At 67.0% G+C, this 25,019-nt stretch carries 29 protein-coding genes and 1 tRNA gene; 13 read left to right on the plus strand and 17 right to left on the minus strand.

The window, feature by feature from the left end; translation table 11 throughout:
- A complete protein-coding gene (locus tag V6M51_RS22610) occupies positions 1-2,223 on the minus strand; it encodes a TonB-dependent receptor (RefSeq protein ID WP_332770488.1) in 2,223 nt (740 codons plus the stop codon).
- A gap of 349 nt (positions 2,224-2,572) precedes the next feature.
- Complete coding sequence (locus tag V6M51_RS22615) at positions 2,573-3,355, minus strand: N-formylglutamate amidohydrolase (protein ID WP_332770489.1); 783 nt, start codon at positions 3,353-3,355, stop codon at positions 2,573-2,575.
- On the opposite strand from V6M51_RS22615, the gene V6M51_RS22620 reads away from it, so the two are divergent.
- Positions 3,355-4,290 carry a transglutaminase family protein gene (locus tag V6M51_RS22620; RefSeq protein WP_332770490.1) on the plus strand — a complete coding sequence of 312 codons (936 nt, stop codon included), beginning with the start codon at positions 3,355-3,357 and terminating at the stop codon, positions 4,288-4,290. The genes V6M51_RS22615 and V6M51_RS22620 overlap by 1 nt on opposite strands.
- 18 nt (positions 4,291-4,308) lie before the next feature.
- Positions 4,309-5,121, plus strand: a complete 813-nt coding sequence (locus V6M51_RS22625) for a transglutaminase-like domain-containing protein (protein ID WP_332770491.1) — start codon at positions 4,309-4,311, stop codon at positions 5,119-5,121.
- Here the strand turns inward: V6M51_RS22625 and V6M51_RS22630 are convergent.
- On the minus strand, positions 5,118-5,438 hold the full coding sequence (locus tag V6M51_RS22630; RefSeq protein ID WP_332770492.1) for a hypothetical protein: 321 nt from the start codon (positions 5,436-5,438) through the stop codon (positions 5,118-5,120). The genes V6M51_RS22625 and V6M51_RS22630 overlap by 4 nt on opposite strands.
- Before the next feature lie 256 nt (positions 5,439-5,694).
- Here V6M51_RS22630 and V6M51_RS22635 point away from each other — a divergent pair, with 256 nt between their 5' ends.
- The 4 genes from V6M51_RS22635 to V6M51_RS22650 are packed head-to-tail and all read left to right on the plus strand — an operon-like array spanning position 5,695 to position 9,207.
- On the plus strand, positions 5,695-6,822 hold the full coding sequence (locus V6M51_RS22635) for an ABC transporter permease (protein WP_332770493.1): 1,128 nt from the start codon (positions 5,695-5,697) through the stop codon (positions 6,820-6,822).
- On the plus strand, positions 6,819-7,637 hold the full coding sequence (locus V6M51_RS22640; RefSeq protein ID WP_332770494.1) for an ABC transporter ATP-binding protein: 819 nt from the start codon (positions 6,819-6,821) through the stop codon (positions 7,635-7,637). Before V6M51_RS22635 ends, V6M51_RS22640 begins: the two co-directional genes overlap by 4 nt.
- A complete protein-coding gene (locus V6M51_RS22645) occupies positions 7,637-8,575 on the plus strand; it encodes an MlaD family protein (RefSeq protein WP_332770495.1) in 939 nt (312 codons plus the stop codon). Before V6M51_RS22640 ends, V6M51_RS22645 begins: the two co-directional genes overlap by 1 nt.
- Positions 8,572-9,207 (plus strand): ABC-type transport auxiliary lipoprotein family protein, encoded by a 636-nt coding sequence (locus V6M51_RS22650; protein WP_332770496.1) that lies wholly within the window; start codon positions 8,572-8,574, stop codon positions 9,205-9,207. The genes V6M51_RS22645 and V6M51_RS22650 overlap by 4 nt, the downstream gene beginning before the upstream one ends.
- Here V6M51_RS22650 and folD read toward each other — a convergent pair.
- Positions 9,204-10,100 carry a bifunctional methylenetetrahydrofolate dehydrogenase/methenyltetrahydrofolate cyclohydrolase FolD gene (gene folD / locus V6M51_RS22655; RefSeq protein ID WP_332770497.1) on the minus strand — a complete coding sequence of 299 codons (897 nt, stop codon included), beginning with the start codon at positions 10,098-10,100 and terminating at the stop codon, positions 9,204-9,206. The genes V6M51_RS22650 and folD overlap by 4 nt on opposite strands.
- Before the next feature lie 90 nt (positions 10,101-10,190).
- On the opposite strand from folD, the gene V6M51_RS22660 reads away from it, so the two are divergent.
- A complete protein-coding gene (locus V6M51_RS22660) occupies positions 10,191-10,682 on the plus strand; it encodes a low affinity iron permease family protein (RefSeq protein WP_332770498.1) in 492 nt (163 codons plus the stop codon).
- On the opposite strand, the gene V6M51_RS22665 is transcribed toward V6M51_RS22660, so the two are convergent.
- The 3 genes from V6M51_RS22665 to V6M51_RS22675 are packed head-to-tail and all read right to left on the minus strand — an operon-like array spanning position 10,624 to position 12,666.
- Complete coding sequence (locus V6M51_RS22665) at positions 10,624-11,073, minus strand: NUDIX domain-containing protein (RefSeq protein ID WP_332770499.1); 450 nt, start codon at positions 11,071-11,073, stop codon at positions 10,624-10,626. The genes V6M51_RS22660 and V6M51_RS22665 overlap by 59 nt on opposite strands.
- Positions 11,073-12,074, minus strand: coding sequence for a S1/P1 Nuclease (locus tag V6M51_RS22670; RefSeq protein ID WP_332770500.1), 1,002 nt, complete (start codon positions 12,072-12,074; stop codon positions 11,073-11,075). The genes V6M51_RS22665 and V6M51_RS22670 overlap by 1 nt, the downstream gene beginning before the upstream one ends.
- A 10-nt stretch (positions 12,075-12,084) precedes the next feature.
- Positions 12,085-12,666, minus strand: a complete 582-nt coding sequence (locus V6M51_RS22675; RefSeq protein ID WP_332770501.1) for a glutathione S-transferase family protein — start codon at positions 12,664-12,666, stop codon at positions 12,085-12,087.
- Positions 12,667-12,836: 170 nt separating this feature from the next.
- On the opposite strand from V6M51_RS22675, the gene V6M51_RS22680 reads away from it, so the two are divergent.
- A complete protein-coding gene (locus V6M51_RS22680; RefSeq protein WP_332770502.1) occupies positions 12,837-13,322 on the plus strand; it encodes a 3D domain-containing protein in 486 nt (161 codons plus the stop codon).
- Positions 13,323-13,474: 152 nt separating this feature from the next.
- Positions 13,475-14,038, plus strand: coding sequence for an AAA family ATPase (locus V6M51_RS22685; protein ID WP_332770503.1), 564 nt, complete (start codon positions 13,475-13,477; stop codon positions 14,036-14,038).
- Here V6M51_RS22685 and V6M51_RS22690 read toward each other — a convergent pair.
- The 6 genes from V6M51_RS22690 to cobA are packed head-to-tail and all read right to left on the minus strand — an operon-like array spanning position 14,005 to position 18,942.
- Positions 14,005-14,817 carry a ferredoxin--NADP reductase gene (locus tag V6M51_RS22690; RefSeq protein ID WP_332770504.1) on the minus strand — a complete coding sequence of 271 codons (813 nt, stop codon included), beginning with the start codon at positions 14,815-14,817 and terminating at the stop codon, positions 14,005-14,007. The two genes, V6M51_RS22685 and V6M51_RS22690, sit on opposite strands and share 34 nt — an antisense overlap.
- Before the next feature lie 25 nt (positions 14,818-14,842).
- Positions 14,843-15,580: a phosphoadenylyl-sulfate reductase gene (locus V6M51_RS22695; protein ID WP_332770505.1), complete on the minus strand. Its 738-nt coding sequence runs from the start codon at positions 15,578-15,580 to the stop codon at positions 14,843-14,845.
- A gap of 5 nt (positions 15,581-15,585) precedes the next feature.
- The gene (locus V6M51_RS22700; RefSeq protein WP_332770506.1) at positions 15,586-16,086 is read right to left on the minus strand and encodes a DUF934 domain-containing protein; all 501 of its coding nucleotides are present in this window, start codon (positions 16,084-16,086) and stop codon (positions 15,586-15,588) included.
- Complete coding sequence (locus V6M51_RS22705; RefSeq protein ID WP_332770507.1) at positions 16,070-17,725, minus strand: nitrite/sulfite reductase; 1,656 nt, start codon at positions 17,723-17,725, stop codon at positions 16,070-16,072. The genes V6M51_RS22700 and V6M51_RS22705 overlap by 17 nt, the downstream gene beginning before the upstream one ends.
- A gap of 15 nt (positions 17,726-17,740) precedes the next feature.
- A complete protein-coding gene (locus tag V6M51_RS22710; RefSeq protein ID WP_332770508.1) occupies positions 17,741-18,097 on the minus strand; it encodes a DUF2849 domain-containing protein in 357 nt (118 codons plus the stop codon).
- Positions 18,094-18,942 carry a uroporphyrinogen-III C-methyltransferase gene (gene cobA / locus V6M51_RS22715; RefSeq protein ID WP_442957874.1) on the minus strand — a complete coding sequence of 283 codons (849 nt, stop codon included), beginning with the start codon at positions 18,940-18,942 and terminating at the stop codon, positions 18,094-18,096. Before cobA ends, V6M51_RS22710 begins: the two co-directional genes overlap by 4 nt.
- A gap of 177 nt (positions 18,943-19,119) precedes the next feature.
- Here cobA and gcvA point away from each other — a divergent pair, with 177 nt between their 5' ends.
- Together gcvA and V6M51_RS22725 are read left to right on the plus strand one after the other, a co-directional pair.
- Complete coding sequence (gcvA, locus tag V6M51_RS22720; protein ID WP_332770509.1) at positions 19,120-20,076, plus strand: transcriptional regulator GcvA; 957 nt, start codon at positions 19,120-19,122, stop codon at positions 20,074-20,076.
- A 12-nt stretch (positions 20,077-20,088) separates the two neighbouring features.
- On the plus strand, positions 20,089-20,421 hold the full coding sequence (locus V6M51_RS22725; protein WP_332770510.1) for a chorismate mutase: 333 nt from the start codon (positions 20,089-20,091) through the stop codon (positions 20,419-20,421).
- On the opposite strand, the gene V6M51_RS22730 is transcribed toward V6M51_RS22725, so the two are convergent.
- Positions 20,394-20,744, minus strand: a complete 351-nt coding sequence (locus V6M51_RS22730) for an Hpt domain-containing protein (RefSeq protein ID WP_332770511.1) — start codon at positions 20,742-20,744, stop codon at positions 20,394-20,396. The two genes, V6M51_RS22725 and V6M51_RS22730, sit on opposite strands and share 28 nt — an antisense overlap.
- Positions 20,745-20,839: 95 nt before the next feature.
- On the opposite strand from V6M51_RS22730, the gene V6M51_RS22735 reads away from it, so the two are divergent.
- Positions 20,840-20,915 (plus strand) — tRNA-Lys (locus V6M51_RS22735).
- Between the two features lie 445 nt (positions 20,916-21,360).
- Here V6M51_RS22735 and V6M51_RS22740 read toward each other — a convergent pair.
- Entirely contained in the window at positions 21,361-22,572 is a 1,212-nt protein-coding gene (locus V6M51_RS22740; protein WP_332770512.1) for a tyrosine-type recombinase/integrase, read from the minus strand.
- 114 nt (positions 22,573-22,686) lie between these two features.
- On the opposite strand from V6M51_RS22740, the gene V6M51_RS22745 reads away from it, so the two are divergent.
- The gene (locus V6M51_RS22745) at positions 22,687-22,944 is read left to right on the plus strand and encodes a helix-turn-helix domain-containing protein (protein WP_332770513.1); all 258 of its coding nucleotides are present in this window, start codon (positions 22,687-22,689) and stop codon (positions 22,942-22,944) included.
- Here the strand turns inward: V6M51_RS22745 and V6M51_RS22750 are convergent.
- Both V6M51_RS22750 and V6M51_RS22755 read right to left on the minus strand, forming a co-directional pair.
- Positions 22,941-24,131 (minus strand): hypothetical protein, encoded by a 1,191-nt coding sequence (locus V6M51_RS22750; protein ID WP_332770514.1) that lies wholly within the window; start codon positions 24,129-24,131, stop codon positions 22,941-22,943. The two genes, V6M51_RS22745 and V6M51_RS22750, sit on opposite strands and share 4 nt — an antisense overlap.
- Positions 24,132-24,348: 217 nt before the next feature.
- Complete coding sequence (locus V6M51_RS22755) at positions 24,349-24,879, minus strand: isochorismatase family protein (RefSeq protein ID WP_332770515.1); 531 nt, start codon at positions 24,877-24,879, stop codon at positions 24,349-24,351.
- Positions 24,880-25,019 lie beyond the last annotated feature (140 nt).

Here is a 25,019-nt window from a genome sequence, read left to right on the forward strand (position 1 = left end):
TTAGAACGCGAGATCGATGGAGGCGCCGACCACGCGCTGAGCCTCGTAGGGGATGAACTGGCTATAGGCGCCCGGGGCCGTGCCGAACGGGGTGGAGAAATAGACCAGGCTGTAGCGCTCGTCGGTCAGGTTCTTGGCGAACACCGAGACCTTCCAGTGGTCGTCGGCTGAGGCCAGCCCCACCGCGGCGTTCACCAGGGTGTAGCCGCCCTGGACGGTGTTGGGGTCGTTGGGGAAGGCGATGGCGGCCTTGGTCCGGAAGTTGAGCCCCAGGTCGAACGAGCCGGTCAGATCGCCGGCCACCTCGGTCTCGAAGTGAGAGCCCACATTGCCGCTCCACTTGGGCGAGAACGGCAGACGCGCGTCGGTCAGGTCCTGCTGGGCGCCGACGCAGCCCTGGGCCACGGTCTGGCCTGGGAAGCAGGGCGCGTTGGCGAAGTCGCCCCAGCGGGCGTCCACATAGGCGCCCGAGCCGATCAGGGTCCAGTTCAAGCCCGCGACCGGCCGCCACATGAGATCGAACTCGAAGCCCTTGGTCTTGCCCTCGCCGTTGAACACCCGGGTGATCGGCGGCGGACCGGGGTCGCGCGCGCCGGCCTGATAGCCGTCGATCTTGGTGTGGAAGGCCGTGACGTTGAGGATCAGCCGCTGTTCGGGCCAGGTCGTCCGCAATCCCAGCTCGAAGTTGGTCGGCTCCTCGGGCTGGACGTCCGGCAGGGTCGGGATGCCGATATTGGTGTCGTAGCCGCCGCCCTTGTAGCCGCGGGTGACGGTGGCGAAGCCCATGATGTCGCCGGTGAAGTCGTATTGCGCGCCCAGCCGCCACAGCAGGGCGTCGTCGGTCTTCGAGGCGCTGGCGGTGGACGTCAACCCAAGCACGGGATCGCGCCGGTCCTTGCGGGCCTTGGCCTCCTCGTGGATGGCCCGGGCCCCGGCGATCAGGCGCAGATCGTCGCTCAGGTTGAAATTGGCCTGGCCGAAGATCGCCAGGTTGGTGGTCGAGGCGCGGTTGGTCACCAGCTTGCTGAAGAACGGCAGCGGCACGCTGGGGAACACCTGGACCGAATGGGAGGTCACGTCCCCGTCGAAATAGAAGGCCCCGGCCACATAGTCGACGAACCCGCCCTGGGGCGAGGTGATCCGCAACTCCTGGGTCACCTGGGCCTGCTTGAAGTCGGCGAAGTTGGCGTCGAGCAGATTGAGCGGGCTCGAGTCGGAATCCAGGCCGTCATGGTCGATGAACCGCCGGTAGGCGGTGATCGAGGTCAAGGTGTGGCCGGCGGCCAGCTCGTAATTGGCCTGGACCGAGGTGCCATAGCTCTCTGTCTTGGAGAACAGGCGTCCGTTGATGTTCTGGCTGAGATTGTTGGGGCCCGGGACGATGCCCGCGGCGATGGACTGCCGTTCGGGCGCCAGCGAGGGGTTGGGCCCCGTCTTATAGAGGGTCCAGATGCAGCACTTGGCGTCGCGCTTCCAGTAGTCGGCGATGAAGGTCACATCCAGCTTCTCGACTGGCGTCAGCTCCAGCTTGGCCCGCACGCCGCCGTCCTCGCGATCATTGAGTTTTCGGCCGTCGAACACGTTGCGCACGTAGCCGTCGCGCTGATTGGCGCGGGCCGACAGGAGGAACCGGGCCTTGTCGCCCAACGGTCCGCTGACCACGCCGGTGATCCGCCGTTCGTCCTGCGGATCGGCCCAGCTGGCGCTGAGCCGCGCGGTGAACTCCGCCGAGGGCCGCTCTGTGGTGACGCTGATGACCCCGGCCGAGGCGTTCTTGCCGAACAGGGTGCCCTGCGGTCCGCGTAGCACCTCGACCCGCTCCACATCGGGCAGGTCGGAGAGCGCCGATCCCGACTGACCCAGCACCACCCCATCCAGCACATAGGCGGTGCTGCCTTCGATGGACTCCGAGGAGAAGGAGCTGGTGCCGATCCCACGCACGAAGAATCCGAAATTACGGGGCCCCGCCGCGCTGATCAGGGTCACGCCCGGCACCAGGTGCTGGATGTCGGTGGTCTCGTTCAGATTGAAGGCCTGCAGCGTCTCGGAGGACACCACCGCCACGGACAGCGGCACGTCCTGCAGCCGCTCCTCGCGCTTCTGGGCGGTGACCACCACCTCGTCGACCGTGTCGCCCGCGGTCTGGGCGAAGGCGGCGCCCGCGCTGGCCATCACCGCCACTGTCGCCAGCAGCCCGGCGCGCCACTCTCTGGATCGATGCATTGGAACCCTCCCCGCACGGTTTCGACCGCAAACTATTGTTGATCACGTTTTCGATCTATTTTCTGCATTCTGTCAACTAACAGATTTTCTCCGCGCACGGGTTTCGTGGGCGTCGCAGGTCGCGGGATAGGAAAAACGGCAAGTCGGCTCGCGGCGTCCTTCTCCCCCTGCGGGAGAAGGTGGCCCCGCGAGAGCGGGGTCGGATGAGGGGTCGATGGCCCTATCCGTCTGACATCTGAGTTGAAGCTGGCGCCGAGGCTAGCCGGCGAGTTCTGAGAGACCCCTCATCCGTCGGGCTTCTCGCCCGACACCTTCTCCCGCAAGGGGAGAAGGAACGCTCATGTGCGCCCTAGGCCTGGACGGCCTCGGCCAGCAGAGGGGCCAGCAGGCTGGCGGCCCAGGCCTGGCCGTCCGGGTCGGCGATCAGGTCCTGGCGGACCTCCAGCTCAAGATAGTCGAGGCCGCGCGGATCGGCGTGCAGGGGCACGGTGTTGTCGACCTCATCCATCCGGTAGGGCTGGTTGTCGCCCGCCGCCTCGCCGAACTCGCGTCGCAGCAGGGCCAGCACACGGTCCGACAGGCGCGAGTCGCCTCGATGCAGCACGCCCATCCGCCACGGGCGGGCCTGGCCCTGGAACACGGGCGTGAAGCTGTGCAGCGACACCAGCAGGGTCGCTCCGGGCGCCCGGCGGTCCAGTTCGGCGGCGATGGCGTCCTGATAGGGCAGATAGATCTCGTCGTGCCGGGCGGCGATCTCGGCCGCGCCCAGGCCCGCATTGCCGGGAATCGCCACCTCGTCGCTGACCTCGGGGATCGAACCCGCCGCGCCCGGTCTTCGGTTGCAGTCGATGACCAGACGCGAATAGGCTTGGCGGATGAAGACGGCGTCCAGCGCCTCAGCCAACCGCACGCCCAGTCCTGCCACCCCGATGTCCCAGGCGATGTGCCGGTCCATGGCCGCCGGTGTCAGGCCGAGGTCCCCGAGCCCCCTGGGGATCGTGCGGCCCGCATGATCGCCGAGCAGCAGGAAGGGCGAGCGACCGCCTGGATTGGCCACGACCACCGGCGACAGATCGTCCTGGCCGAGCAATAGGTTCGACGGCGACGCTGAATCGGCCCAGCTCTTGCTCAATGCCGATCCTCTCGATCCGTCATGTGACCCGCTATCGGTATCGCAATCCCGTGGCGCTCGGCGAGCATCGCATGATGCTGCGGCCGCGCGAGAGCTACGATCAGCGCCTGCTGGCCTGCGAACTGGCCATAACGCCCTCGCCCACGCGCCTGCGCTCGATGCACGACGTGTTCGGCAATTGCGTCGAGGTGGCGGGTTTCGACGGTCGCACCACCGAACTGGTCGTCGAGAGCAGGGCGCGCCTGGACCACACACCCCTGCCCGCCTTCGCCGACATCGACGGCGAGATCGAGGTCTATACGGGCGCCATGCCCTTCGCCTACAGCCCCGAGGACCTGCCGGACCTGCGACTCTCCATGGAGCGGCAGCATCCCGATCCGGAGGGCCTGATCGACCACTGGGCGCGGCGCTTCGTGCGCAAGGCCGGGGCCACCAGCCTGCAGCGGCTGCTCAGCGAGATGACCCAGGCCATCTATGCCGACTTCAAGTACAGCACGCGGCTGGAGAGCGGGATCCAGACGCCGCTCGAGACCCTGGCCCTGCGCAGCGGGTCGTGCCGCGACTACGCCGTGCTGATGATGGAGGCGGTGCGCAGCCTCGGCCTCGCGGCCCGGTTCGTGTCCGGCTACATCTACAGTCCCTATTCGAACGCCGAGCACGCCCGGATCGGCGGAGGCCACACGCACGCCTGGGTGCGGGTCTATCTGCCGGCTTGCGGCTGGGTGGAGTTCGACCCCACCAACGGCATCGTCGGCAACGCCGACCTCGTCCGGGTGGCGGTCTCGCGCGATCCGCGCCAGGCGGTTCCGCTGTACGGAACCTGGGCAGGCCGGCCGTCGGACTATCTGGGCATGGAGGTCGAGGTGGACGTCCGCGCCGAAAGCGAGCTGGTGGTGCAACCTGCGCCCCAGCGAACCGTTGGGGCGGCCTGCTAACCCCACCGGGAGATATCGATGCGCATCCAGACGGGCTTCGAGATCACCTACGACTGCCCGGCGCCGGTCCCCATGATGCTGACCCTGAGCGTGCATCCTTCGCGCCGCGGCGACCTGGAGACCCCCGACTGGGTCAGGACCGATCCGCCGCTGGACGTGCGCCAGTACCTCGACGGATTCGGCAATATCTGTAGCCGGGTGCTGGCCCCGGCCGGCCGGCTGACCCTGTCGGCGGATTTCGTGATCCGCGATTCCGGCCTGGTGGACGACCACGCTCCGGACGCGCCCCAGATCCCGGTCCAGGACCTGCCGGACGACGTCCTGATCTTCCTGCTGGGCAGCCGCTATTGCGAGACCGACCGGCTCAGCGACATGGCTTGGACCCTGTTCCAGGACACCCCGACCGGCTGGGGTCGGGTCCAGGCGATCGTCGACTATGTCCACAACCACATCCGGTTCGACTACCAGCACGCGCGGCCGACCAAGACCGCCTACGAGGCCCACGCGGAAGCTGTCGGCGTCTGCCGCGACTACGCCCACCTGGCCATCGCCTTCTGCCGCTGCATGAACATCCCGGCGCGCTATTGCACCGGCTATCTGGGCGACATCGGCGTGCCGACCATCGGCGTGATGGATTTCAGCGCCTGGTTCGAGGTCTATCTGGGCGACCGCTGGTACGCCTTCGACGCGCGCAACAACCGCCCCCGCATCGGCAGGGTCCTGATCGCCCGCGGTCGCGACGCCGTCGACGTGGCCATAGCCAACACCTTCGGCCAGGCGAACCTGGCCGGCTTCAAGGTGATCGCCTACGACCTGCCGGAGGCAGCCTAGGCCTGGGCGTTCATCGGCGGCTGGTATTCCTCGATCAGGTCTTCGCGCTCGGCCATGCGCACCGCGCTGCGGACGTTGAGGCGGGTGAGGACGTCGACCTCGGAGCCATAGGTGTCCTTGGCGCGGGCCAGCTGGTCGCGCCAGACCGTGCGCGCCAGGCTGTCGGTCTCGCCCACATAGAGGATATCGACCCCCTGCGAGCCTGGCTTGGCGATGATGTAGTTCGCGCCCGCGGGCGGCAGGATGCGATCCTCTTCCAGCGATGTGTAACGATAACGGTTGCCGGACTTACCGACGATCTCGATTTGACGGGTCAAACCACGCTCCCGACCTGGACGGACACTCCGGGGTCGGACGGACCCGCCCCCGGCTCGTGATAACCGTGCGAGTGGGGCGAAATATAGACCAACCGCCGCGACAAACCATCACCAAGTCGCGAGGCGGGCAGCTTATCCACCGCGCGGAACAACCTGCGCCATAAGGCGTTCCGGGTCCGGCCGCAGCTCTGCTAGGTTGACGCCGAGGGGCGTCGACTCAACCCCGCTCCCCAGGTTCGAGGCTATACACCGTCGTATGGAACGCCCCGCCGAGTTCAGCCTTGTCGACGCCGCCGACGGTCCCAGGGCCGTCCTGGCTGGCGACTGGACAGCGACCTCTATCGGTGAGGCGGCGCGCGACCTCTACGAAGCCATCGTCAAGCAGGCCGCCAAGTCCCTGGACCTGACCGGGGTGGGCCGGCTGGATACGGCCGGCGCGTTCGCGGTGATTCGCGCGGCCGATGGCCACATCGACCCGGACCGCATCTCCGGCCGCCCGGAATCGCTGCGGCTGCTGCAGCTGGTCGGCGCCGCGGCGGCGGCCAAGCCCGTGGCCCGGCCGCCGCCGCGCGGCTTCCACGAAATGACCATCCGCATCGGCAAGGGAGTGTTCAACCTCGGCCGGGAGATCTTCGAGACCCTGGTCTTCGTGGGCCACCTGCTGGTCGCGGTGGGGCGGACCTTCGTCTACCTGTTCACCAATCCGAAGCGGGTCCGCTGGGCGCCGATCGTCTCGCTGATGGAGCGGGCTGGCCTGGACGCCATCCCCATCGTCGCCACCACCGCGTTCTTCATCGGCGCCGTGGTGGGCCTGCTGGGAGCCAATATGCTGCGCCAGTTCGGGGCCGAGGTCTTCGCGGTGGAGCTGATCGGCATCGCGGTGCTGCGCGAGTTCAACATCATTATCACCGCCGTGCTGCTGGCCGGCCGGTCGGCCTCGGCCTTCGCCGCCGAACTCGGCTCCATGAAGATGAACCAGGAGATCGACGCCATGCAGGTGCTGGGCGTCGATCCGTTCGAGGCCCTGGTCTTCCCCCGCTTCGCGGCCCTGCTGCTGACCATTCCCCTGCTGACCTTCGTGGCCACCCTGGCCGGCCTGTTCGGCGGCCTGCTGGTGACCTGGACGGCGCTGGACCTGGGCCCCTCGTTCTTCCTGCAGCGGATCGTCGACAATGTCGGCGTGACCCAGTTCTGGATCGGACTGTCCAAGGCCCCGGTCATGGCCGCGGTGATCGCCGGCATCGGCTGCCGCCAAGGCCTGGAGGTCGGGGGCGACGTGGAATCTCTCGGCCGGCGCGTGACGGCCGCGGTGGTCCACGCCATCTTCGCCATCATCCTGATCGATGCGGTCTTCGCCCTGATCTACATGGAGCTGGACCTTTGAGCGCCGAGCCACATCCGGAGGACGTCCTGCCGACCACGGGTCCGGCGATCGAGGTCCGCGGCCTGGTGTCGAGGTTCGGCGACCGGGTGATCCACGACGGCCTCGACCTCGTCGTCAAGCGCGGCGACGTGGTTGGCGTGGTCGGGGGCTCGGGCACCGGCAAGTCGGTGCTGCTGAACACCATCATCGGGCTGAAGGTCCCCGACGGCGGGACGATCCGGGTGTTCGAGCAGGACATCCAGCGGGCCTCGCGCCGCAAGTGGTCGGCCATCGAGCGGCAATGGGGCGTGCTGTTCCAGCAAGGCGCCCTGTTCTCCAACCTCACGGTGCGCGAGAACGTCTCGGCGCCGATGTACGAACATACCGACATCCCCCGCCGCATCGTGGCCCAGCTCGCCGACCTGAAGATCGCCCTCGTGGGCCTGCCGCCGGAGGCTGGAAGCCTCAAACCGTCGGAACTGTCGGGCGGCATGCGCAAGCGCGCCGGCCTCGCCCGCGCCCTGGCCCTGGACCCCGAGCTGCTGTTCCTCGACGAGCCGACCGCCGGCCTCGACCCCATCGGCGCGGCCTCGTTTGACGAGCTGATCAAGGACCTCTCCGACAGCCTGGACCTGACCGTCTTCATGATCACCCACGATCTGGACAGCCTCTACACGATCACCGACAGCGTCGCGGTCCTGGCCGACAAGAAGGTCGTGGCGCACGCGCCGGTGGAGACGCTGGAGACCTCCGACCACCCCTGGATCCGTGAATACTTCCTGGGCCCGCGCGGGCGCGCCGCGGTCAAGGCGCACAAATCCGCAATGGTGAACTGATGGAAAAAGACGCCAACTACGCCCTGGTGGGCCTCTCGACCCTGATCCTGTTCCTTGGACTGGTGATCTTCAGCGTCTGGCTCGCGCGCCTGAGCTTCGCCCAGGACTACGACCTCTACGACATCGTCTTCCAGGGCCCCGTGCGCGGCCTGTCGCAAGGCGGCGAGGTGCACTTCAACGGCATCAAGGTGGGCGAGGTCACCAAGATCCAGCTCGATCCCGCCAACCCCAACCGGGTGATCGCCCGCGCCCGGGTTTCCTCCGACGTGCCCATCCGCGTCGACTCCTACGGCACGCTGGAGCCCCAGGGCATCACCGGGGTCAACTACATCCAGATCACGGCAGGGACGCCGGCGAAGAAGCTGCTCAAGGAGGTCTACCCGCCCAACGAGGTCCCCGAACTGCGCACCCAGCGCAGCGCCCTGGCCGACCTTCTGGAGGGCGGCGGCACCGTGCTGACCCGAACGGTCGAGGCCCTGGACCGGGTCAACCGGGTGCTTTCGGACCAGAATATCAGGGCCTTCAGCGGCGTGGTCGGCGACACCCAGTCGTTCACCGCCGAGCTGCGCGAGCGCAAGGCGGTGATCGCCGACGCTCAAAGCGCCTTGCGCAGCATCGACGCCGCGGCCCAGCAGATCGCCACCCTGTCGCAGTCGAGCCAGCAACTGGTCGACGGCGACGGCAAGCGCACCATGAAGAATGTCGCCGACGCCGCCGAGGAGGCCCGGGCCGCGGCCAGGGATCTGCGCATCGTGGTCGGCAAGCTGGAGGGCCCCACCAGCGACTTCGCCACCAACGGACTGCCGCAGCTCACGGCCTCGGTCGCAGCCTTGCAGCAGACGGCCGAGTCCCTCGACCGGCTGATCCGCGACATCGAAACCAACCCCCGCGGCCTAGTCGGCAAGCCGGCGGCCCAGGAAGTGGAGATCAAGCCATGAGCGCCCTCACCCGCTCTCTCGGGGCGCTGGGCGCCGCGGCGCTCGCCCTTTCGCTCGGTGGCTGCGTCTCGCTGTTCCCGAAGAGCGACCCGGCCCAGCTCTACAGGTTCGACGCTGCCGCGCCGTCCGCGGAGCAGAGCGCGGCCCGACCGGCCAGCCAATTCGGCGTGGTTCGCGGCGGCGGGAGCTTCACCCGCGCCGCCTCCGGCGACCGGATCCTGACCGTCGATGGCGGCGAGGTGGCCTATGTGGCCAATTCGCGCTGGGTGGCGCCGGCCGTGACCCTGTTTGACGAAGCCCTGGCCCAGGCTTTCGACGCCAACAGCGGCGCCGCGCGGCTGATCTCCCGCGGCCAGACCGCCAAGGCCGACTATTCCCTGCGCGTCGACGTCACCCGCTTCGAGGCGGTTTATGACCGCGGTCCCAAGGCCGCGCCGCTGGTGGTGGTGAGCCTGCGGGTCGCCCTGACGCGAGCCGACCGCGCCCTGGCGGGCGCCGATCTCATCGAGGCTCAGGTGCGGGCCGGCGACAACCGGGTCTCGGCCATCGTGGCGGCCTTCGATCAAGCCGTGGGCGAAGCGCTGAACGGCCTGGTCGCCTGGACCAACCGCACTGGGTCGGCGCCCGCCTAGGCGTCGAGACCAGCGATACGCCTCGCCGCGGTGAGGGTGTTCCTCAGCAGGCAAGCCACGGTCATCAGGCCGACGCCGCCGGGCACCGGCGTGATGTAACCCGCGACGGTCGAGGCCTCCTTGTAGGCCACGTCGCCGACGATCTTGGTCTTGCCGGCGGCGGCCTTGACCGGGTCGCGGAACGGCACCCGGTTAATGCCCACATCGATCACCGCCGCGCCGGGCTTGATCCAGTCGGCCTTGATCATCCCCGGCCGACCCACGGCGGCCACCAGGATGTCGGCTTCGCGGCAGACGGCCGCCAAGTCCCGGGTGCGCGAATGGGCGATGGTCACGGTGCAGTCGGCGGCCAGCAGCAGCTGGGCGATGGGCTTGCCCACCAGCACGGAACGGCCCACCACCACCGCGCGCTTGCCGGTCAGGTCGCCCAGGGCGTCGGAGAGCATGATCATGCAGCCCAGCGGCGTGCAGGGGACCAGCGCCTTCTGGCCCTGGGCCAGCAAGCCGATGTTCATCGGATGCAGGCCGTCGACGTCCTTGGCGGGATCGATGGCGGTGATCACCGCCTTCTCGTCGAGGCCCTTGGGCAGGGGAAGCTGCACCAGTATGCCATGGATGGCCGGATCGCGGTTCAGGGTCTCCACCAGGGCCAGCAGATCGTCCTGGCGGGTGTCGGCCGCCAGCAGGTGGGTCACCGAATGCATGCCGACGGCCTTCGAGTGCTCGCCCTTGGAGCGCACATAGACCTGGCTGGCGGGATCCGCGCCGACCAGCACCACCGCCAGCCCCGGCGTCAAGCCGTACTCCGCCTTCAGCGCGGCCACCTCGACGGCGACCTCCGCCCGGATGCGTTCGGCCGTGGTCTTGCCGTCGATGATCTGAGCCTGCGACATTCACCCTCTCGCGCGGTCGGAACTGGGCCGTGCACTAGCCGTTCAGGCCCGGCCACGCAATGACGAGGGGCGCCGCGTATGATATCGAAATTGAGCAAGTCCTTTACGCGGTTCGCCTCGGCGATCTCGCGTTGGACCGGACACCCCGTGGTGTTCATCGGCTGTTGCACCATCGTGGTGCTCTGGGCGTTCTCCGGGCCGATCTTCGGCTTTTCCGACACCTGGCAGCTGGTGATCAACACCGGGACCACCATCATCACCTTCCTGATGGTGTTCCTGATCCAGAACACCCAGAACCGCGACAACAACGCCATCCACGCCAAGCTGGATGAGCTGATCCGGGTCTCGGAGTGCGATAACTATTTCATCGGCATCGAGAACTTGCCGCAAGAGGAGCTTGAACTGCTCCTGAAGGAACTCGACGCCCTGGCGCCGGAGCTTCGCAGCTCGACGGCGCCCCACAAGATCCGCCATCCCAGCGCCAGAGTGTCCGGCCATCCCAAGGTGGCCGCCGCGCTGTCGTCTAACGGCGCAGCCAGGCGCCCACCGCCCAGGCGTGCGCCTCGTGCCGCAAAGTCCTGATCGCCTCCATCGGATCGATCCAGATCAGGGTGTGGTCGTCCTCGACCTTGAGGCCGGGGGCTTCGGCCTCGATTCGCACAGCGAAGAAGGTCCCGCGATTGTTGAAGCCCTTGCCCTCCGTGTTGAGGAAGAACTGGTCGGCCTCGGCGAAGCTCCGCCCGGCCGCGATCCTCAGGCCCGCCTCCTCGCCGAACTCGCGGACCACCGCCTGCTCGGCGGTCTCGCCGGGATCGACCGCGCCGCCCGGCAGGTCGCGCCACACCGCGCCGTCAGGCTTCTCGATCCGCACCAGGGCGATCCTGCCGCCCCGTTCGGCGAGCCCGAAGGCGGCCGGGCGGTCGGCATAGACCCGGCCGCCCACCCGTTCGCCGAACTGCGGCACGGCGCGCATCAGTCCTTGCCGTAGAGGGCGTCATAGGGATCGACCTTGCCGGCCAGCACCTCGTCCACACGCACCACGGGCCAGCCGACGGTGACCCTGGCGCTTGCCCGCCAGGCCGAGACCACCAGGTCGCGCAGTTCGGAGGCGCCGGCCGCCAGGCGTTCGCTGGCGAAGGCCACGCCGCGCGGGTCGCCGGGCCGAAGCCCGCCGGCCTTCTCCATCTCGTAGAACGGGACGACGAAACGGCTGGTGGCGATCAGGTAGTCTGTCGTCCGTTGCTCGACCGGGCACCTGCAGTCGACGGGCGCCGCCATCTTGGCGTCGATGCTCAACGGGTCGATATTGGCGAAGACGAACTCGCTCTCGAACGGGCCGTGGACCTTGGCGGTCGTGTAGCCCTTGGGGTTCGGGTACTCGCCCCAGCCGTTGTAGTGCACCGAGACATGCAGCGGCTGCGCCCCGTCGCCGACGAAGTGCGACAGGTGTCCGATGGTCGCCAGGATCTGGGTCTCGCGCCGCGCCAGATCGCGGTTGAGCCAGGCCCGGCGCACCTTGTTCCGCTCCCGCCCGGCGGCGTAGTTCAGCACCCGCCAATAGCCGAAGTCCTTGGCCAGTTGCTGATGCTGGTCGACGATCGAGAAAGGCAGATAGCCGGCCTTCCAGCTGTCGATCCCAGCGGCCTGCAGCGCCTTCTCATAGTCGGCGCGCGTCGCCGGCAGCGGCAGGAACGATGGTCCGCCCAGCAGCTTGCCCTCGTCGTCCAGGTCCAGGAAATGGCCGGCGTCGCGGTTGTGGTCGTGAATCCGTCCCGAGCCCTTGGAACGATCCTGTTCACGCGACAGCTCGCCCACGTCGCGGACCGACTGCGGCCTGCGCAGGAAGGCCGGAACCTCGCCCGGCAAGGCGCGCATGGCGGACTCGCCGACGATGCGGTGGCCCATATTGCCCCAGGCCAGGGCCTGGGCCGGCGCGAGCGCAAGGAGAAGGGCGGCGGCGAGAGCTCGGATCATGCCTCTCCGTTTAGGCGATCTTGAGCGCGCCCTCTACCCGCTTCACCCAGGCTTGCACGTTCGGGTAGCGGCCCAGGTCGAAGCCGCCCTCGTCGGCGACCCGCGTATAGGCCACCAGGGCGATGTCGGCGAGGCTCACCCGGCCCCCGACCAGGAAGCCGTTGTCCGCGAGCGCGTCCTCCAGGCGCTGCAGCGCGCCGTTCCCGCGCTCGACGAGCTTGGACTCCAGCTCGGCGACGGGCTTGCCGAGATAGTGCGCCTGGAAGCGGGCCACGGCGACATAGGGTTCGTGGCTGTATTGCTCCCAGAACATCCATTCCAGCATCCGCGCCCGCTCATAGGCGTCGGCGGGGATCAGGTCCGAGCCCTCCGCCAAGTGCAGGATGATGGCGTTGGACTGCGCCAGCGGCCGGCCATCGGCGAGAATCACGGCAGGCACCTGGCCGGCCGGATTGAGCGCCAGAAATTCCGGCGTGCGGGTCTCGGCCCGCAGGACGCTGGTCTCGATCCAGTCATAGGCCAGGCCCAGATGGTCGGCGGCCCACTTCACTTTCAGACAATTTCCGGAGATCGAGTCGCCGTAGATGCGCATGCCGCGATTCCCTTGCTGGACAAGGGATGGGATAGCCCAGCCGAGGTCGCGCGCAAGCGATGGTCTCTACGGGTGGGTGTTAGCTGGCCTGCAAGCCGGTTTGACTCGCAACCCTGAGTCCGGGTACCCAGAACCCTGCTGCACAGATCAACGACGAAGGAGCCGCCGTCATGCGACGTCGCCTCGCCGCCCTTGCCGCCCTTCCCCTTCTCTTCGGGGCCTCCACCACCGCACAGGCTGAGCCATCCTCGGACCCCATTGGGGACCTGATTGTTTCGGCCCTGACCGGGACCCTGCCGGGCACGCCCGAGTTCCGCCTGAAGGCCACGCTCTACCACGCCGGCGCCAAGGGCGTGGGCGCGCTCGACTCGCTTGGCTGCAAGGTCGTCGCCATGCGCACCGTGGCCATCGATCGCAACCTGATCCCCCGCCGCACAAAGCTCTACATCAAGGAAACCGTCGGCCTGCCGATGCCCGACGGCTCCAAGCATGACGGCTACTGGTACGCCTCCGACACCGGCGGGGCGATCAAGGGCGAGAAGATCGACCTCTATACCGGCCATGGCTCGTCCTCGATGCGGCCGCTGATGGCGCTGAACCTCGCCAAGCTGACCGTCGCCAAGGTCGGCGAGTTCAAGGGCTGCCCCCCGGCCTGACACCCTCTTTTCCCTCCCCTTCATGGGGAGGGCAGACCGCGTAGCGGTCGAGGGTGGGGAAGTCTGGCGCTTCCACCCATTTCCCCGGAATACCCCACCCTGGTCGCTGCGCGACCGTCCCTCCCCATGAAGGGGAGGGAAAAGGCATTTCCATGATCGTCTCGAAACCCAACTTCTTCCTCTTCACCGGCGGCCCCGGCGTGGGCAAGACCACGCTGATCGAGCACTTGCGCGCCCGCGGCGAGCGCTGCGTCGAGGAAACCCATCGCCGGGTGATCCGCGACGAGGTCGCGGTTGGCGGCTCCGCCCTGCCCTGGATCGACGTCCAGGCCTATGGCGAACGCACGGCGCGCGAGGACATCGCCATCTTCGATTCGATGATCGATGTGGAGGACCGGCTGTTCTTCGATCGCGGCATCCCCGACACCGGCGGACCGGACTTCACCCCGCCGCCCTGGCATCTCGAGGCGCTATGGACGCGACGCTATAACAGAACGGTCTTCGTGCCGCCGCCTTGGTTCAAGATCTACGGCCAGGACACTGAAAGGAAACAGACTTTCGACGAAGCCGTACAGGTTCACGGCCTCATCCTCGCCAACTGCCGAGAGCTGGCCTACGAGCCGGTGATCCTGCCCCTGGCCAGCGTCGAGGACCGGGCGGAGTTCGTGCTGAAGGTCGTCGATCAGGTCTCGACGAAGGCGCGTTCGAGGACGTAGTCGCCGGGATTGGCCAGGGAGCCTTCCACATAGCCGCGGGCTTCCAGCAAGGCCTTGAGGTCGGCCAGGACCGAGGGGCCGCCGCACAGCATCAGGCGGTCGACGGCCGGGTCCAGCGGCGGCAGGCCCAGATCCTCGAACAGCTTACCCGACGCGATCAGGTCGGTGATCCGGCCCTGGGTCTTGAACGGCTCGCGGGTGACGGTCGGGTAGTAGGTGAGCTTGTCGCCGATCACCTCGCTCAGGATCTCGTCCTGCGCCAATTCGTGCTCGAACAGCTCGCGGTAGTTCAGGTCGGCGACGGCGCGGACCGTGTGGGTGACGATCACCTGTTCGAACCGATCATAGACCTCGGGATCGCGCGCCAGGCTGAGCCACGGCGCCAGGCCCGTGCCGGTGCCCAGCATGTAGAGCCGCTTGCCAGGCTTCAGGCCGTCCAGCACCAGGGTGCCGGTGGGCTTGCGCCCGATCAGGATCTGGTCACCCACCTTGATCTTCTGCAGGCGCGAGGTCAGCGGGCCGTCCTGGACCTTGATCGAATAGAATTCCAGCTCGTCGTGCCAGGCCGGCGAGGCCACCGAATAGGCGCGCACCAGCGGCTTGCCGTCGACCTCCAGGCCCACCATCAGAAACTGGCCGCTCTGGAAGCGCAGGCTCGGGTCGCGGGTGGTGCGGAACGAGAACAGCTCCGGCGTCCAGTGCTGGACCCAGGTGACGGTCTCGGTGAAGAAGGCGCCGGCTTTCTTGGCCGGCGCGGCCGGGGCGATGGTCTCGGTCATGATGCGTCTTTAACTGATCAGCGGGCTAGATGTCGCCACCGACATTCGTCACGGCTCCGGGCGCGCGGGCGACGTGGATGCCGCACTCGGTCTTGTCCTGGCCCGCCCAGCGACCGGCGCGGACGTCTTCGCCCTCCTCCACCGGCTTGGTGCAGGGCCAGCAGCCGATGGACGGAAAGCCTTGCGCCACAAGCGGATGGGCCGGCAGGTCGTGTTCGGCCATATAGGCGTCGAGCTCGGCCTTACCCCAGTTGGCCAGGGGATTGAACTTCACCTGGGCTTCCGCCGGCTCCACCACCGGCAGCGACAGACGGTCGCCCCCGTGGAAGCGCTTGCGCCCGGTGATCCAGGCGTCGAAATCGGCCAGGGCGCGATCCAGCGGGATCACCTTGCGGACATTGCAGCAGGCGTCGGTGTCGGTCTGCCAGAGCTTGGCCTCGGGATCGGTGGTGGCCAGGTCCTGATAGTGCGGGCGCAGGTCGCGCACGTCGGTGAGGCCGAGCTTGGCCGCCAGGGTCTTTCGATAGTCGAGGGTCTGGCCGAACAGCATGCCGGTGTCGAGGAACAGCACCGGCGTGTCCGGTTTGATCTTCGAGATCATGTGCAGCAACACCACCGACTCCGCCCCGAAGGACGAGACCAGGGCCAGCCTGTCGCCGAAAGCCTCGACCGCCGATTCCAGCACGGTGACCGGATGCGCATGGCGCAGTTCGGCGTCCAGGCGGGCGGCGAGCGAGGGACGCTCGATATTATCGAAAGCCATACGCATCACTCCCGTTCCGCGAAGGCCGGAAGCCGGCTGTCGGCGGCGCGTTGATAGACATGACGTTGACGGTGGGCGACGTGGGCCCACTGCTCAGGGGTCGAACCGTCGGCGGGCTCGAAGGCGTCCATACCGGTGCGAACCATGAAGCCCGCCTGCTCGCGCAGGACGTCGCCCACGGCGCGGATCTCGCCCTTGAAGCCGTAGCGCTCGCGCAACAGGCGCGCGGCGGTATAGGCCCGTCCGTCGCGATACTTGGGGAAGGCCACCGCCACCACCGCGATCCGCGGCAGATCGTAGGCCAGGGTCTCGACCTCCTCGGCCGGCTCGATTCGCACCCCAACCGAACGGCCTTCCGACAGCAGCCGGTCGCCCTCCGCCTGGAAGCGGGTCAGCGAGATGATCACGTCGCCGGGAGGCAAGCCCGCGTCGTCACCGACGTGGGTGAAGGGGTCCTCGGCCAGGACGAAGGCGCCGTCGGCCTGAAGCTTAATGCGCGTCGGCATAGACGGCCTCCTTGAACGGGGCGACGCCGGTGCGGCGGACCGTGTCGAGGAAGCGCTCCTCGCCCTGGCGCTCACGCAGATAGACGTCAACGAGGACATCGATGGCCTCGGCCACCCGGTTGGCCGGCAGGGCCGGACCCAGCATGGAGCCCACCGCCGCGTCCTCGGCGCCGGAGCCGCCCAGGGTGAGCTGGTAGAACTCCTCGCCCTTCTTATCGACGCCAAGGATGCCGATGTGGCCGATGTGGTGGTGGCCACAGGCGTTGATGCAGCCGCTGATCTTGATCTTCAGCTCGCCGATCAGCTCGGCGCGGTCCTGGTTCTCGAACTTGCGCGCGATGTCCTGGGCGATCGGAATCGCCCGCGCATTGGCGAGCGCGCAGTAGTCCAGCCCCGGGCAGGCGATGATGTCGGAGATCAGGTTGACATTCGGCGTGGCCAGGCCCGCGCGCCGCAGTTCGGCGTGGACCACGGCGAGGTCGTCCAGCTTCACGTGCGGCAGGACCAGGTTCTGCTCGTGGGTCACCCGGATGTCGTCCTGGCCGTAGCGCTCGGCCAGGTCGGCGACCAGGTCCATCTGGTCGCTGGTGGCGTCGCCGGGGGTGTCGCCGATGCCCTTCAGCGAGATCTCGACGATGGAATAGCCGGGACGTTTGTGCGGGCGCAGGTTGTTGCGCGCCCAGCGAGCGAAGATTGGGTCGGCCGCCTTGGCTTCCTCGAAGGCTTCCGAGCGGTTGACCAGGGTGTCGAAGCTGGTGGGGGCGAAGGCGCCGCGGATGCGGGCGATCTCGGTGTCGGGCAGGTCGCCGGCGGCGCCCACCTTCTCCCACTCGGCCTCGACCTGGCGGGCGAACTCCTCGGCCCCCAGGGCGGCGACCAGGATCTTGATCCGCGCCTTGTAGCTGTTGTCGCGCCGGCCGTGGCGATTGTAGACCCGCAGCACCGCCTCCAGGTACGAGAACAGCCGGTTGGCGGGCAGGAACTCGCGGATGGTCGGGCCGACATAGGGCGTGCGCCCGAGGCCGCCGCCGACGATCACTTCGAAGCCCAGGGTCCCGTCGCGGGCGCGGCGGACCATCAGGCCGATGTCATGCACCTTGGCCGCGGTGCGGTCCTTGGCCGAGGCCGTGATGGCGATCTTGAACTTGCGCGGCAGGAACGAGAATTCCGGGTGCAGGCTGGACCACTGGCGGATCGCCTCGGACCAGACGCGGGGATCGTCGATCTCCTCGGCCGTCGCGCCCGCATAGGGGTCGGCCGTGACGTTGCGGATGCAGTTGCCGCTGGTCTGGATGGCGTGCATGTCCACCGCCGCCAGCTCGTCCAGGATCGCCGGCGTGTCGGCCAGCTTGATCCAGTGGAACTGCAGGTTCTGGCGGGTGGTGAAGTGGCCGTAGCCCTTGTCGTACTTGCGGCCGATCTCGGCCAGCGCGCGAAGCTGGATGGGGTTCAGCGAGCCATAGGGGATCGCCACCCGCAGCATATAGGCGTGGAGCTGCAGATAGAGCCCGTTCATCAGGCGGATCGGCTTGAACTGGTCTTCGGTGATCTCGCCGGCCAGGCGGCGGCCCACCTGTTCGCGGAACTCGGCGGCCCGGTCGGCCAGGAATTCCTTATCGAGGGTGTCGTACTGGTACATTGGCTCCCTCCTTTCCTAGCGTTTGATCAGGTTGACGCGGCCGGTCGAGCGCGCCGCGCCGGAAGCGTGCTGCAGGGCCTCGATGGCCGCCCCGCCCTCGGCCTGCTTGCCGTGGCCGAGGTGGTTGGTCGGGCCGAGCGCCCGGATGCGTTCGCGGTAGCTGAGCGGCGCCCACAGGCCCTCGCTCTCCACCAAGTCGATCAGATAGGCGTCGACCACGGTAGTCGGCTGGTTCTTGGCGTGGGCCTCGGCCGCCTCGCCGGTCTCGGGGTCGGCGAACAGCTCGGCCTCGGCGAACCGCTCGACCCAGCGCCCGGTCTTCCAAAACACCACCTCGCCGTCGTCCAGGCGGTTTGCGGTCAGGGCTTTCAAGACTTCACTCCCCGCTCGCGGCCGCGAGCTTCGACATGTGCGACAAGTTCGGCGGTCCCGGCCTGGGCCAGCGCCATGGCCTCGCCCACGATCAACAAGGCCGGTCCGGCCACCTGGGCGGCGGCGTCCGGCAGGCCGGCCAGGGTTGTGACCACGCGCCGCTCATCGGCCCGGCTGGCGTTCTCGACGATCAGGGCCGGGGTGGAGCCGGCGCGGCCGGCGCCGATCAGCCGCGCGGAGATCCCCGCCGCGGTCGAGACGCCCATATAGATCACGACGGTCTGGTTGGCCTTGGCCAGGCTCGGCCAGTCCAAATCCGGAACCTGCCCTGTCGAGGCATGGCCGGTGACGAAGGTCACCGCCTGGGCCGAACCGCGATGGGTCAGGGGCGCGCCGGCGTCGGCGGCGGCGGCCAGGGCCGCGGTGACGCCGGGAACGACCTTGCACGCGACACCCGCCGCCCGGCAGGCCTCAAGTTCCTCGCCGCCGCGGCCGAAGATGAAGGGGTCGCCGCCCTTCAGCCGCACGACGGTCAGGCCGTCCTGGGCGAAGGCGACCAGCATCCTGTTGATTTCGTCCTGGCCGTAGGAGTGCCGCGACTTGCGCTTGGCCACCGAGATCCGCCGGGCCCGCGAGGGCGCCAGGTCGAGGATCTCGTCGGAGACCAGCCCGTCATGCACCACCACGTCAGCGGTCTGCAGAACCTTCAAGGCCTTGATCGTCAACAGCTCCGGATCGCCGGGACCCGCGCCCACCAGCCAGACGGTTCCGGCCGCGCGATCACCCCGTCCGCCGAGGACGACGAGGCGCTTGGTCTCCTTCGCCTTGGGCTTGTCTTGGGACATAGGCTTTAGGTTCTCTAAAGGCTAAACTCTGAAATCGGAGCGGGACGAGCTTTCACCCGCCCCGCCGGTTTGCCCGCCGACGAAAAGGGCCGATACGACTGCGGACGGTTGCAAACTGGTCGCCGAGGCCCCAATTCGCAACCCAAGGACTTCTGCCGGGGCTGTCAGGAAAACTTGATGGAGAGAAACACTGAGCGCCGCCGTTTACCGCCGCTCAACGCCCTGCGGGCGTTCGAGGCCGCCGCACGGCACCTGAATTTCTCACGCGCCGCCGACGAGCTTTCGGTGACGCCGGGCGCCGTCAGCCAGCAAATTCAGAACCTGGAGGAGTATGTCGGCGCGGCGCTGTTCAAGCGCACGCCCAAGGGCCTGTTGCTGACCGACGCGGCCCAGACCGCCCTGCCCGCCCTGCGCGAGGCCTTCGACCGCCTGGCCGAAGCCGCCTCCATGCTCACCGCCGCCGTTGACGGCCGGCGCCTGACCCTGACCGCCGCCCCCTCCTTCGCGGCCAAGTGGCTGGTGCCGCGCCTTGGACGGTTCGAAGAACTGCATCCGCAGGTCGACGTCTGGCTGTCGGCCGGCCTGGAGCTGGTGGATCTCACCGCCGGCGAGGTGGACGTGGCCATCCGCTACGGCGCCGGGCGCTATCCGGGCCTGGAGGTCCGCCGGCTGATCGGCGAGACCGTGATCCCGGTCCTCAGCCCGGCGCTCGCCGAATCCCAGCCGCTGAACACGCCCGCAGACCTGGCCAACCACATCCTGCTGCATGACGGATCGCCGGAACCCGACGATTCCTGCCCCGACTGGACCATGTGGCTGGCGGCGCGGGGCCTGCGCAGCATCGACGGCGCCCGCGGGCCCCGGTTCAACCAATCGAGCCTGGTGATCGAGGCGGCGCTCAACGGCCGCGGCGTGGCGCTGGCCAAGCGCACCCTGGCCCAGGCCGACCTGGACGCCGGCCGGCTGATCACCCCGCTGGACATCACCACCACGGTGGATTTCGCCTATTACGTGGTCCATCCGAAGGCCAAGGGCCGCCTGCCGCAGGTCAAGGCCTTCATCAACTGGATCGCCGCCGAGGCCGAGGCGCACGAGGCCGCGCTGAGAAGCCTGGACAACGGCGCCGGGATTTAGTCCTAGAGCCCCATGACCCTGTTGACTGAAGATCGGCCGCTCCCCGCCGACTGCGAGACCATGGTCGACGTCCGCAAGGGCGTCGACGCCTTGGACCGCGCCCTCGTCCTGCTGCTGGCCGAGCGCCAGCGCTACATGGACGCCGCCGCCCGCATCAAGACCGACCGCGCCACGGTGCTGGACACAGCCCGCATCGAGGACGTGGTGGCCAAGGTGAAGGCTTCCGCCCGCGACGCGGGGCTCTCAGAAGGCATAGCCGAACCGGTCTGGCGGCTGCTGATCGACCGCTGCATCGCCTACGAGTTCGGCGTCTGGGATCAGCTGCGCGGCGCGCGCAGCGACTGAATCGCCCGCTCATGGGCGTAGGCGGCGATATCCGCCAGGGCCAGGTCCAGGGCGTCGCGCACAGCATCCAGCCCGGCGGCGCCTGAGTCCTCGGCCGCCGCGCAGGCGTCTCCCAGGTCGAAGGCGCCGACCCCGCGCGCCGCGCCCTTGATGGTGTGGACCGCGTCGCGCCAGCCCTCGGAGGCCGGATCCAGCATTCCCGACCACATGGCGGCCTGTTCGCGGAACAGGGCCAGGACCTCGTCGATCATCGCCTCGTCGCCGCGCGCGAAGTCTTCCAGATAACGGAAATTCACCGCTCCGGTGAGGTCTCGCCTGGCCATGAAATTTCCCTTGTCCCCACGCCTTGCTTTCGGCCGCGCTTCAAGTATGTTCCGCGCCCTCGCCGCCGGGGCTCAACAGGTCCCGAACGACGAATGGGTGCATAGCTCAGTTGGTAGAGCAGCTGACTCTTAATCAGCGGGTCGTAGGTTCGAATCCTACTGCACCCACCATCTTTCTCCTTGAAAAGATTGGTGTAACCCGAAGGCCGCCGAAGCAGCCTTCGCCGTTGGGGTCCAAGTTGGGGTCCAACGGATGTCCGTCCGATGTCAGTCAAAAACTATAAGCCAGACCAAGTTGCCATGATTTGCATCCGAACGGATTAATTCCGCCGGATCACCTGACATGCGCCGTGACAGGTCGGACCCGCTGAACCCCACGAATTTGGCCCGGACCCAGTTTGGACCTGTCACGCGGCGTCGACTTTGACAGTGATGACATGGGCGCGAAGGACGGACCGCTCGCCACTGATCGCGGCCTCGCGGGGCCGCTGGGAAAATCCCATGCCTCGGCGGAAATTCAGATTGGCAGTCAGCGGTCCGAATTTACCGCGCGGCCGATATCCGACGCGAACTCGCCTCTGAATTGTTCTGGCATTTCGCTAAATTTAAGAGACGCCTAACTTGCGGGTGGCGTCGGTCCGATCGCCACGGCCTTGCCGAAGAAGGCGGACCACTTCTGGAGCGCGTCTCGACGCTGTTCAAACATCTCGTTGCGCCCATACACCCGTGAGATCGTCGAAGTGGTGGACGCGCCGACGTGGTTCAGGCACCGATCGGCCACGGCCGGGTCAATCTGGAGGACGTCACAGGCATTTGTCGCGAACGATCGCCGCAGGTCATGAAACCGCCAAGGCACCATGGCGGCGTCCCCACGCTTCGCACGTATGGCCGCAATCTCTCGGTCGAGCCGCAATTTGGCTTTGGACCAACCCGAGACCGATTTCTCGTCGTTCGTGCTGAACACGAAAGGCCCTGCGGCGCTCCGGCAGGCCAGTGCGCTGGCGAGGGTCTGTCGAGCAAGTGGTGGGAGCGGCACGCGAATGGCCCGACCGTTCTTTGATCGCTCCGCGGGAATAACCCATAGCGCTTCGTCGCTTCCCGCGGGAAGTTCAAGTTCATCGATCCGAAGGCCGCCCACCTCATCGCGCCGAGCGGCGGTAAGGATCAGGAGACGCACAACGTGGCCGAACGGATATCCCAAGACGCCCGCGGCGCTCCAGATATCAGCCAACTCGTCCAGCGACGGCGTCCGTTCGCGCGTGCGCTCGCGCGTTGGCTTTGAAATTCCCGCCGAAGGGTTTGCCTCCAGATAACCCCGCCCGACGCACCAACCGAAAAACGCCTTTGTGTAGGCCAAGGAGCGATTGGCTTGGATCGGCGCGCGGTCAGCGATCTTGTCGATCGCCTCTGCAATGTCCCGCCGACTTAGCTTCGTCGCATCGCGATATGCGATGGCTTCGAGGGCCGATCGCAGGGCCCGCCCCATGACGGCTCCCTTGCGTAGCTGAGATAGCCGCCTAGCCTCATATCTATCGAGCAATGTGAAAACCGTGAGCGCGGGTTCCTCGGTGGAGGCCGCCTGCTCCAGAGAAGTCCTCAGGGCCTCGGCGTAGGTTCTGGCCTCTAGCACCCCGATCGATGGCCAAGCCCCCAGGGGAATTCTTGGCCGGCGGCCATTGATCACCCGTGCGCGGACCGACCATGCAGCTTGCCCGCCGCTGATGCGCAGTTGGAGGTCGGGCAGCGCCGCGTCCGCCATTTCGTGCCGCCCGCCATCCGCCTGCTTGATCAGCGCGGCGATCAAATCGTCGGTCAGGCGAACCGCCACCCACTGCCTCTTTCACTATCGTCTCGAATCCTGACGACTTCGTATTATACGAAATTGGTATATTCAAGAACCATATATATTTCGCAAGATCCGATCCCCGCTGGGACGCCACGCATGCCGAAATCGACCTTCACAGACGCCTACGCCCGCATGCTGCAAATGCTCGTCGCCCTGCGGAAGGATGCCGGCGTAACGCAGGTGGAGCTCTCGCAACGGCTCGGAAAACCGCAGCCGTTCGTCTCCAATTTCGAGCGCGGGCGAAGGCGCATCGACGTCATCGAATTCTATGCGATCACCAAGGCGCTCGGCGCCGATCCGCAGCAGATATTCGGACAGCTCGCGGACCAGCTTCCGGATATCGTCGCGATCTAGGGTCCCGTCTCTTCCAACGTGCTCGAAATCAGTCGCGCCCACTTGGCCAGAGCCCGGTCACGCTCCAAATCCATGTCCTCGCTCAGGGCCCATGCAAGCTCGCCTCGGGTGATCTGTCCCATGCGGTCAAGGCAGCACTCAAGCACGGCGCGATCCTCACGTAGAACCTCTTGTCCAAGCTCGTAAAATGAGGCGCGAATGTCGTTCAGGCGCCACGGCTCCATTGGGGCGGCAAGATCCCCATGACGCCGCCGGCGCCTTTCCCAGATGGCCTCATCAAGCCTTTTCTTAGTTTTCGACCAGCCAGAGATCGGCGTCTTTCCTGTGGTCGTGAACAGAAAGTCGACACCGTCACGCTGGTAGGCCATCGCCTCGTAGACGGGGTCGGTTGCAAGACCGCGGAGAACGATACGGAACGGAGCCAAACCTTGCCGCGATCGTGTCCATACAAAGACGCCCTCCTCCAGTTCCAGGAATTCCGAGACGCGCATCGCCGCCACGTCCTCGCGACGCGTGGCCGTCAAGATAAGCAACCTCACCGCCAGCCTAAATTCGCGCTTCAAGTTGGCCGTCGCCCACCAGATCTCGATGATCTCGTGCAGTGACAACTGACGCTGACGCGGCGCTTCGGCCACGACCGGCGACACGCCTCTTGTGGCGTTGAAATCGACGTATCCACGTTTGATGCACCAATTGAAGAAGGCGCTCAGGTAGGCGAGAGCTCGATTGGCATGGACCGGCGCATCGGCAGCCATTCGATCGACCAGGCGTTCGACATCGTCCCCGTCGATGTCATGCACCGACCAACCCATATGCGCTGCCAAGGCCAGCTGCAGTGACCGCCATGTCGCCTGTCCCGCCCGCAGCTTGACGAGCTTACAACTCCGATATTCGGCAAGCGCCGAGGCCACGCTCAGCGACGGGTGAAGGCAACCTGCTCGGCTTGCCCGCTGGACTGCGCACGCCATGTCTATGGCGTCCAAAATGGACACCTGAGGCCAGACACCGTGCGACGAGTCTGGCTGGTGGGCGCCAACGGCCCGCCGCAGAATCCATTCAGGGGAATGTCCGCGGCGAATCCGAACGACGAGTCCCTCGTCGTCGGCCGCCAGTTCGATTGTCTGGTCAGCTAGGTCCGAGCCGAGCCACGCCTCTCGGATCTGATCGTCAGTGACATGTGCGCGCATCTTCCCTCAGCCAATCGCGGTGGACGACTGAGCTTAGTCGTTCGAGCAGCGAGGCTTTCAAGGATTGCGGGGAAATCACGGGTGCTGCTCGGGTCTCAGCCGCATCGGCGGGAAGTCGGGATTAGGACTGCAGCCCAGATCCCGACCAATTGTAGTCTGCTCGGCGCCAGGAGCGGTCGTTGAGCTCGGTGCAGAAAGCAGACTTTCGTGGAGACAGTCAGCCGAACTCGAGCTCAGCTGCGCGCTGCGCTACGACCGAACATTCCGGATGAGCCAGGCGGGTTAGTGCGTAGTTGTGGTGTCGGATTGTCGTCGCTGCATCGGTCACGGCGTCGCCAGTAGTGTGGCCGTCGGCCACTAAAGTGATATCGAACCCTTTGCTCAGCGCCGCCCGACATGTCGCGTCCACACAGAACTCCGTTTGAAGGCCAGCCACGACTACCCTGCTAACTTCGAGGTCCCGCATGGTCGCCTCCAAGGCAGTCTCCCAGAACCCATCCGACGCCCTTTTGTCGATGACGACATCGCCGTCTTGAGGAGCCACCCGGGGATCAATTTCCCAGGTGCCGGCGCCCTTCATCATCGGCGCGAAGCTTGCGTGGCAATGGCGGAGATAGACGACTGGCGCCTTGACGTCCCTCGCGCGTCTCAGCGCCTCGTCGATCGCGGCAACTACATCGTCGGCGAGGTAAGCGCCCTGCAACAGTGCAATCTGCGCATCGATGATCAGGAGGGCGGCTCTCGGCATCGGGGTCTTCCAAGCTTGGACAGCGGACTGCTGACCGAACACCCAGCGCCCACCTTAGCAAGCGCCGACTCCGCCCTGCGGAACAAATGTGGTACATCTATCTCACGATAGAGTCGCGTCAACCCAGCTGAGGAGCAGGT

This window comes from Phenylobacterium sp., from assembly GCF_036677185.1.
In the GTDB taxonomy this organism is placed as follows: Bacteria; Pseudomonadota; Alphaproteobacteria; order Caulobacterales; family Caulobacteraceae; genus Phenylobacterium.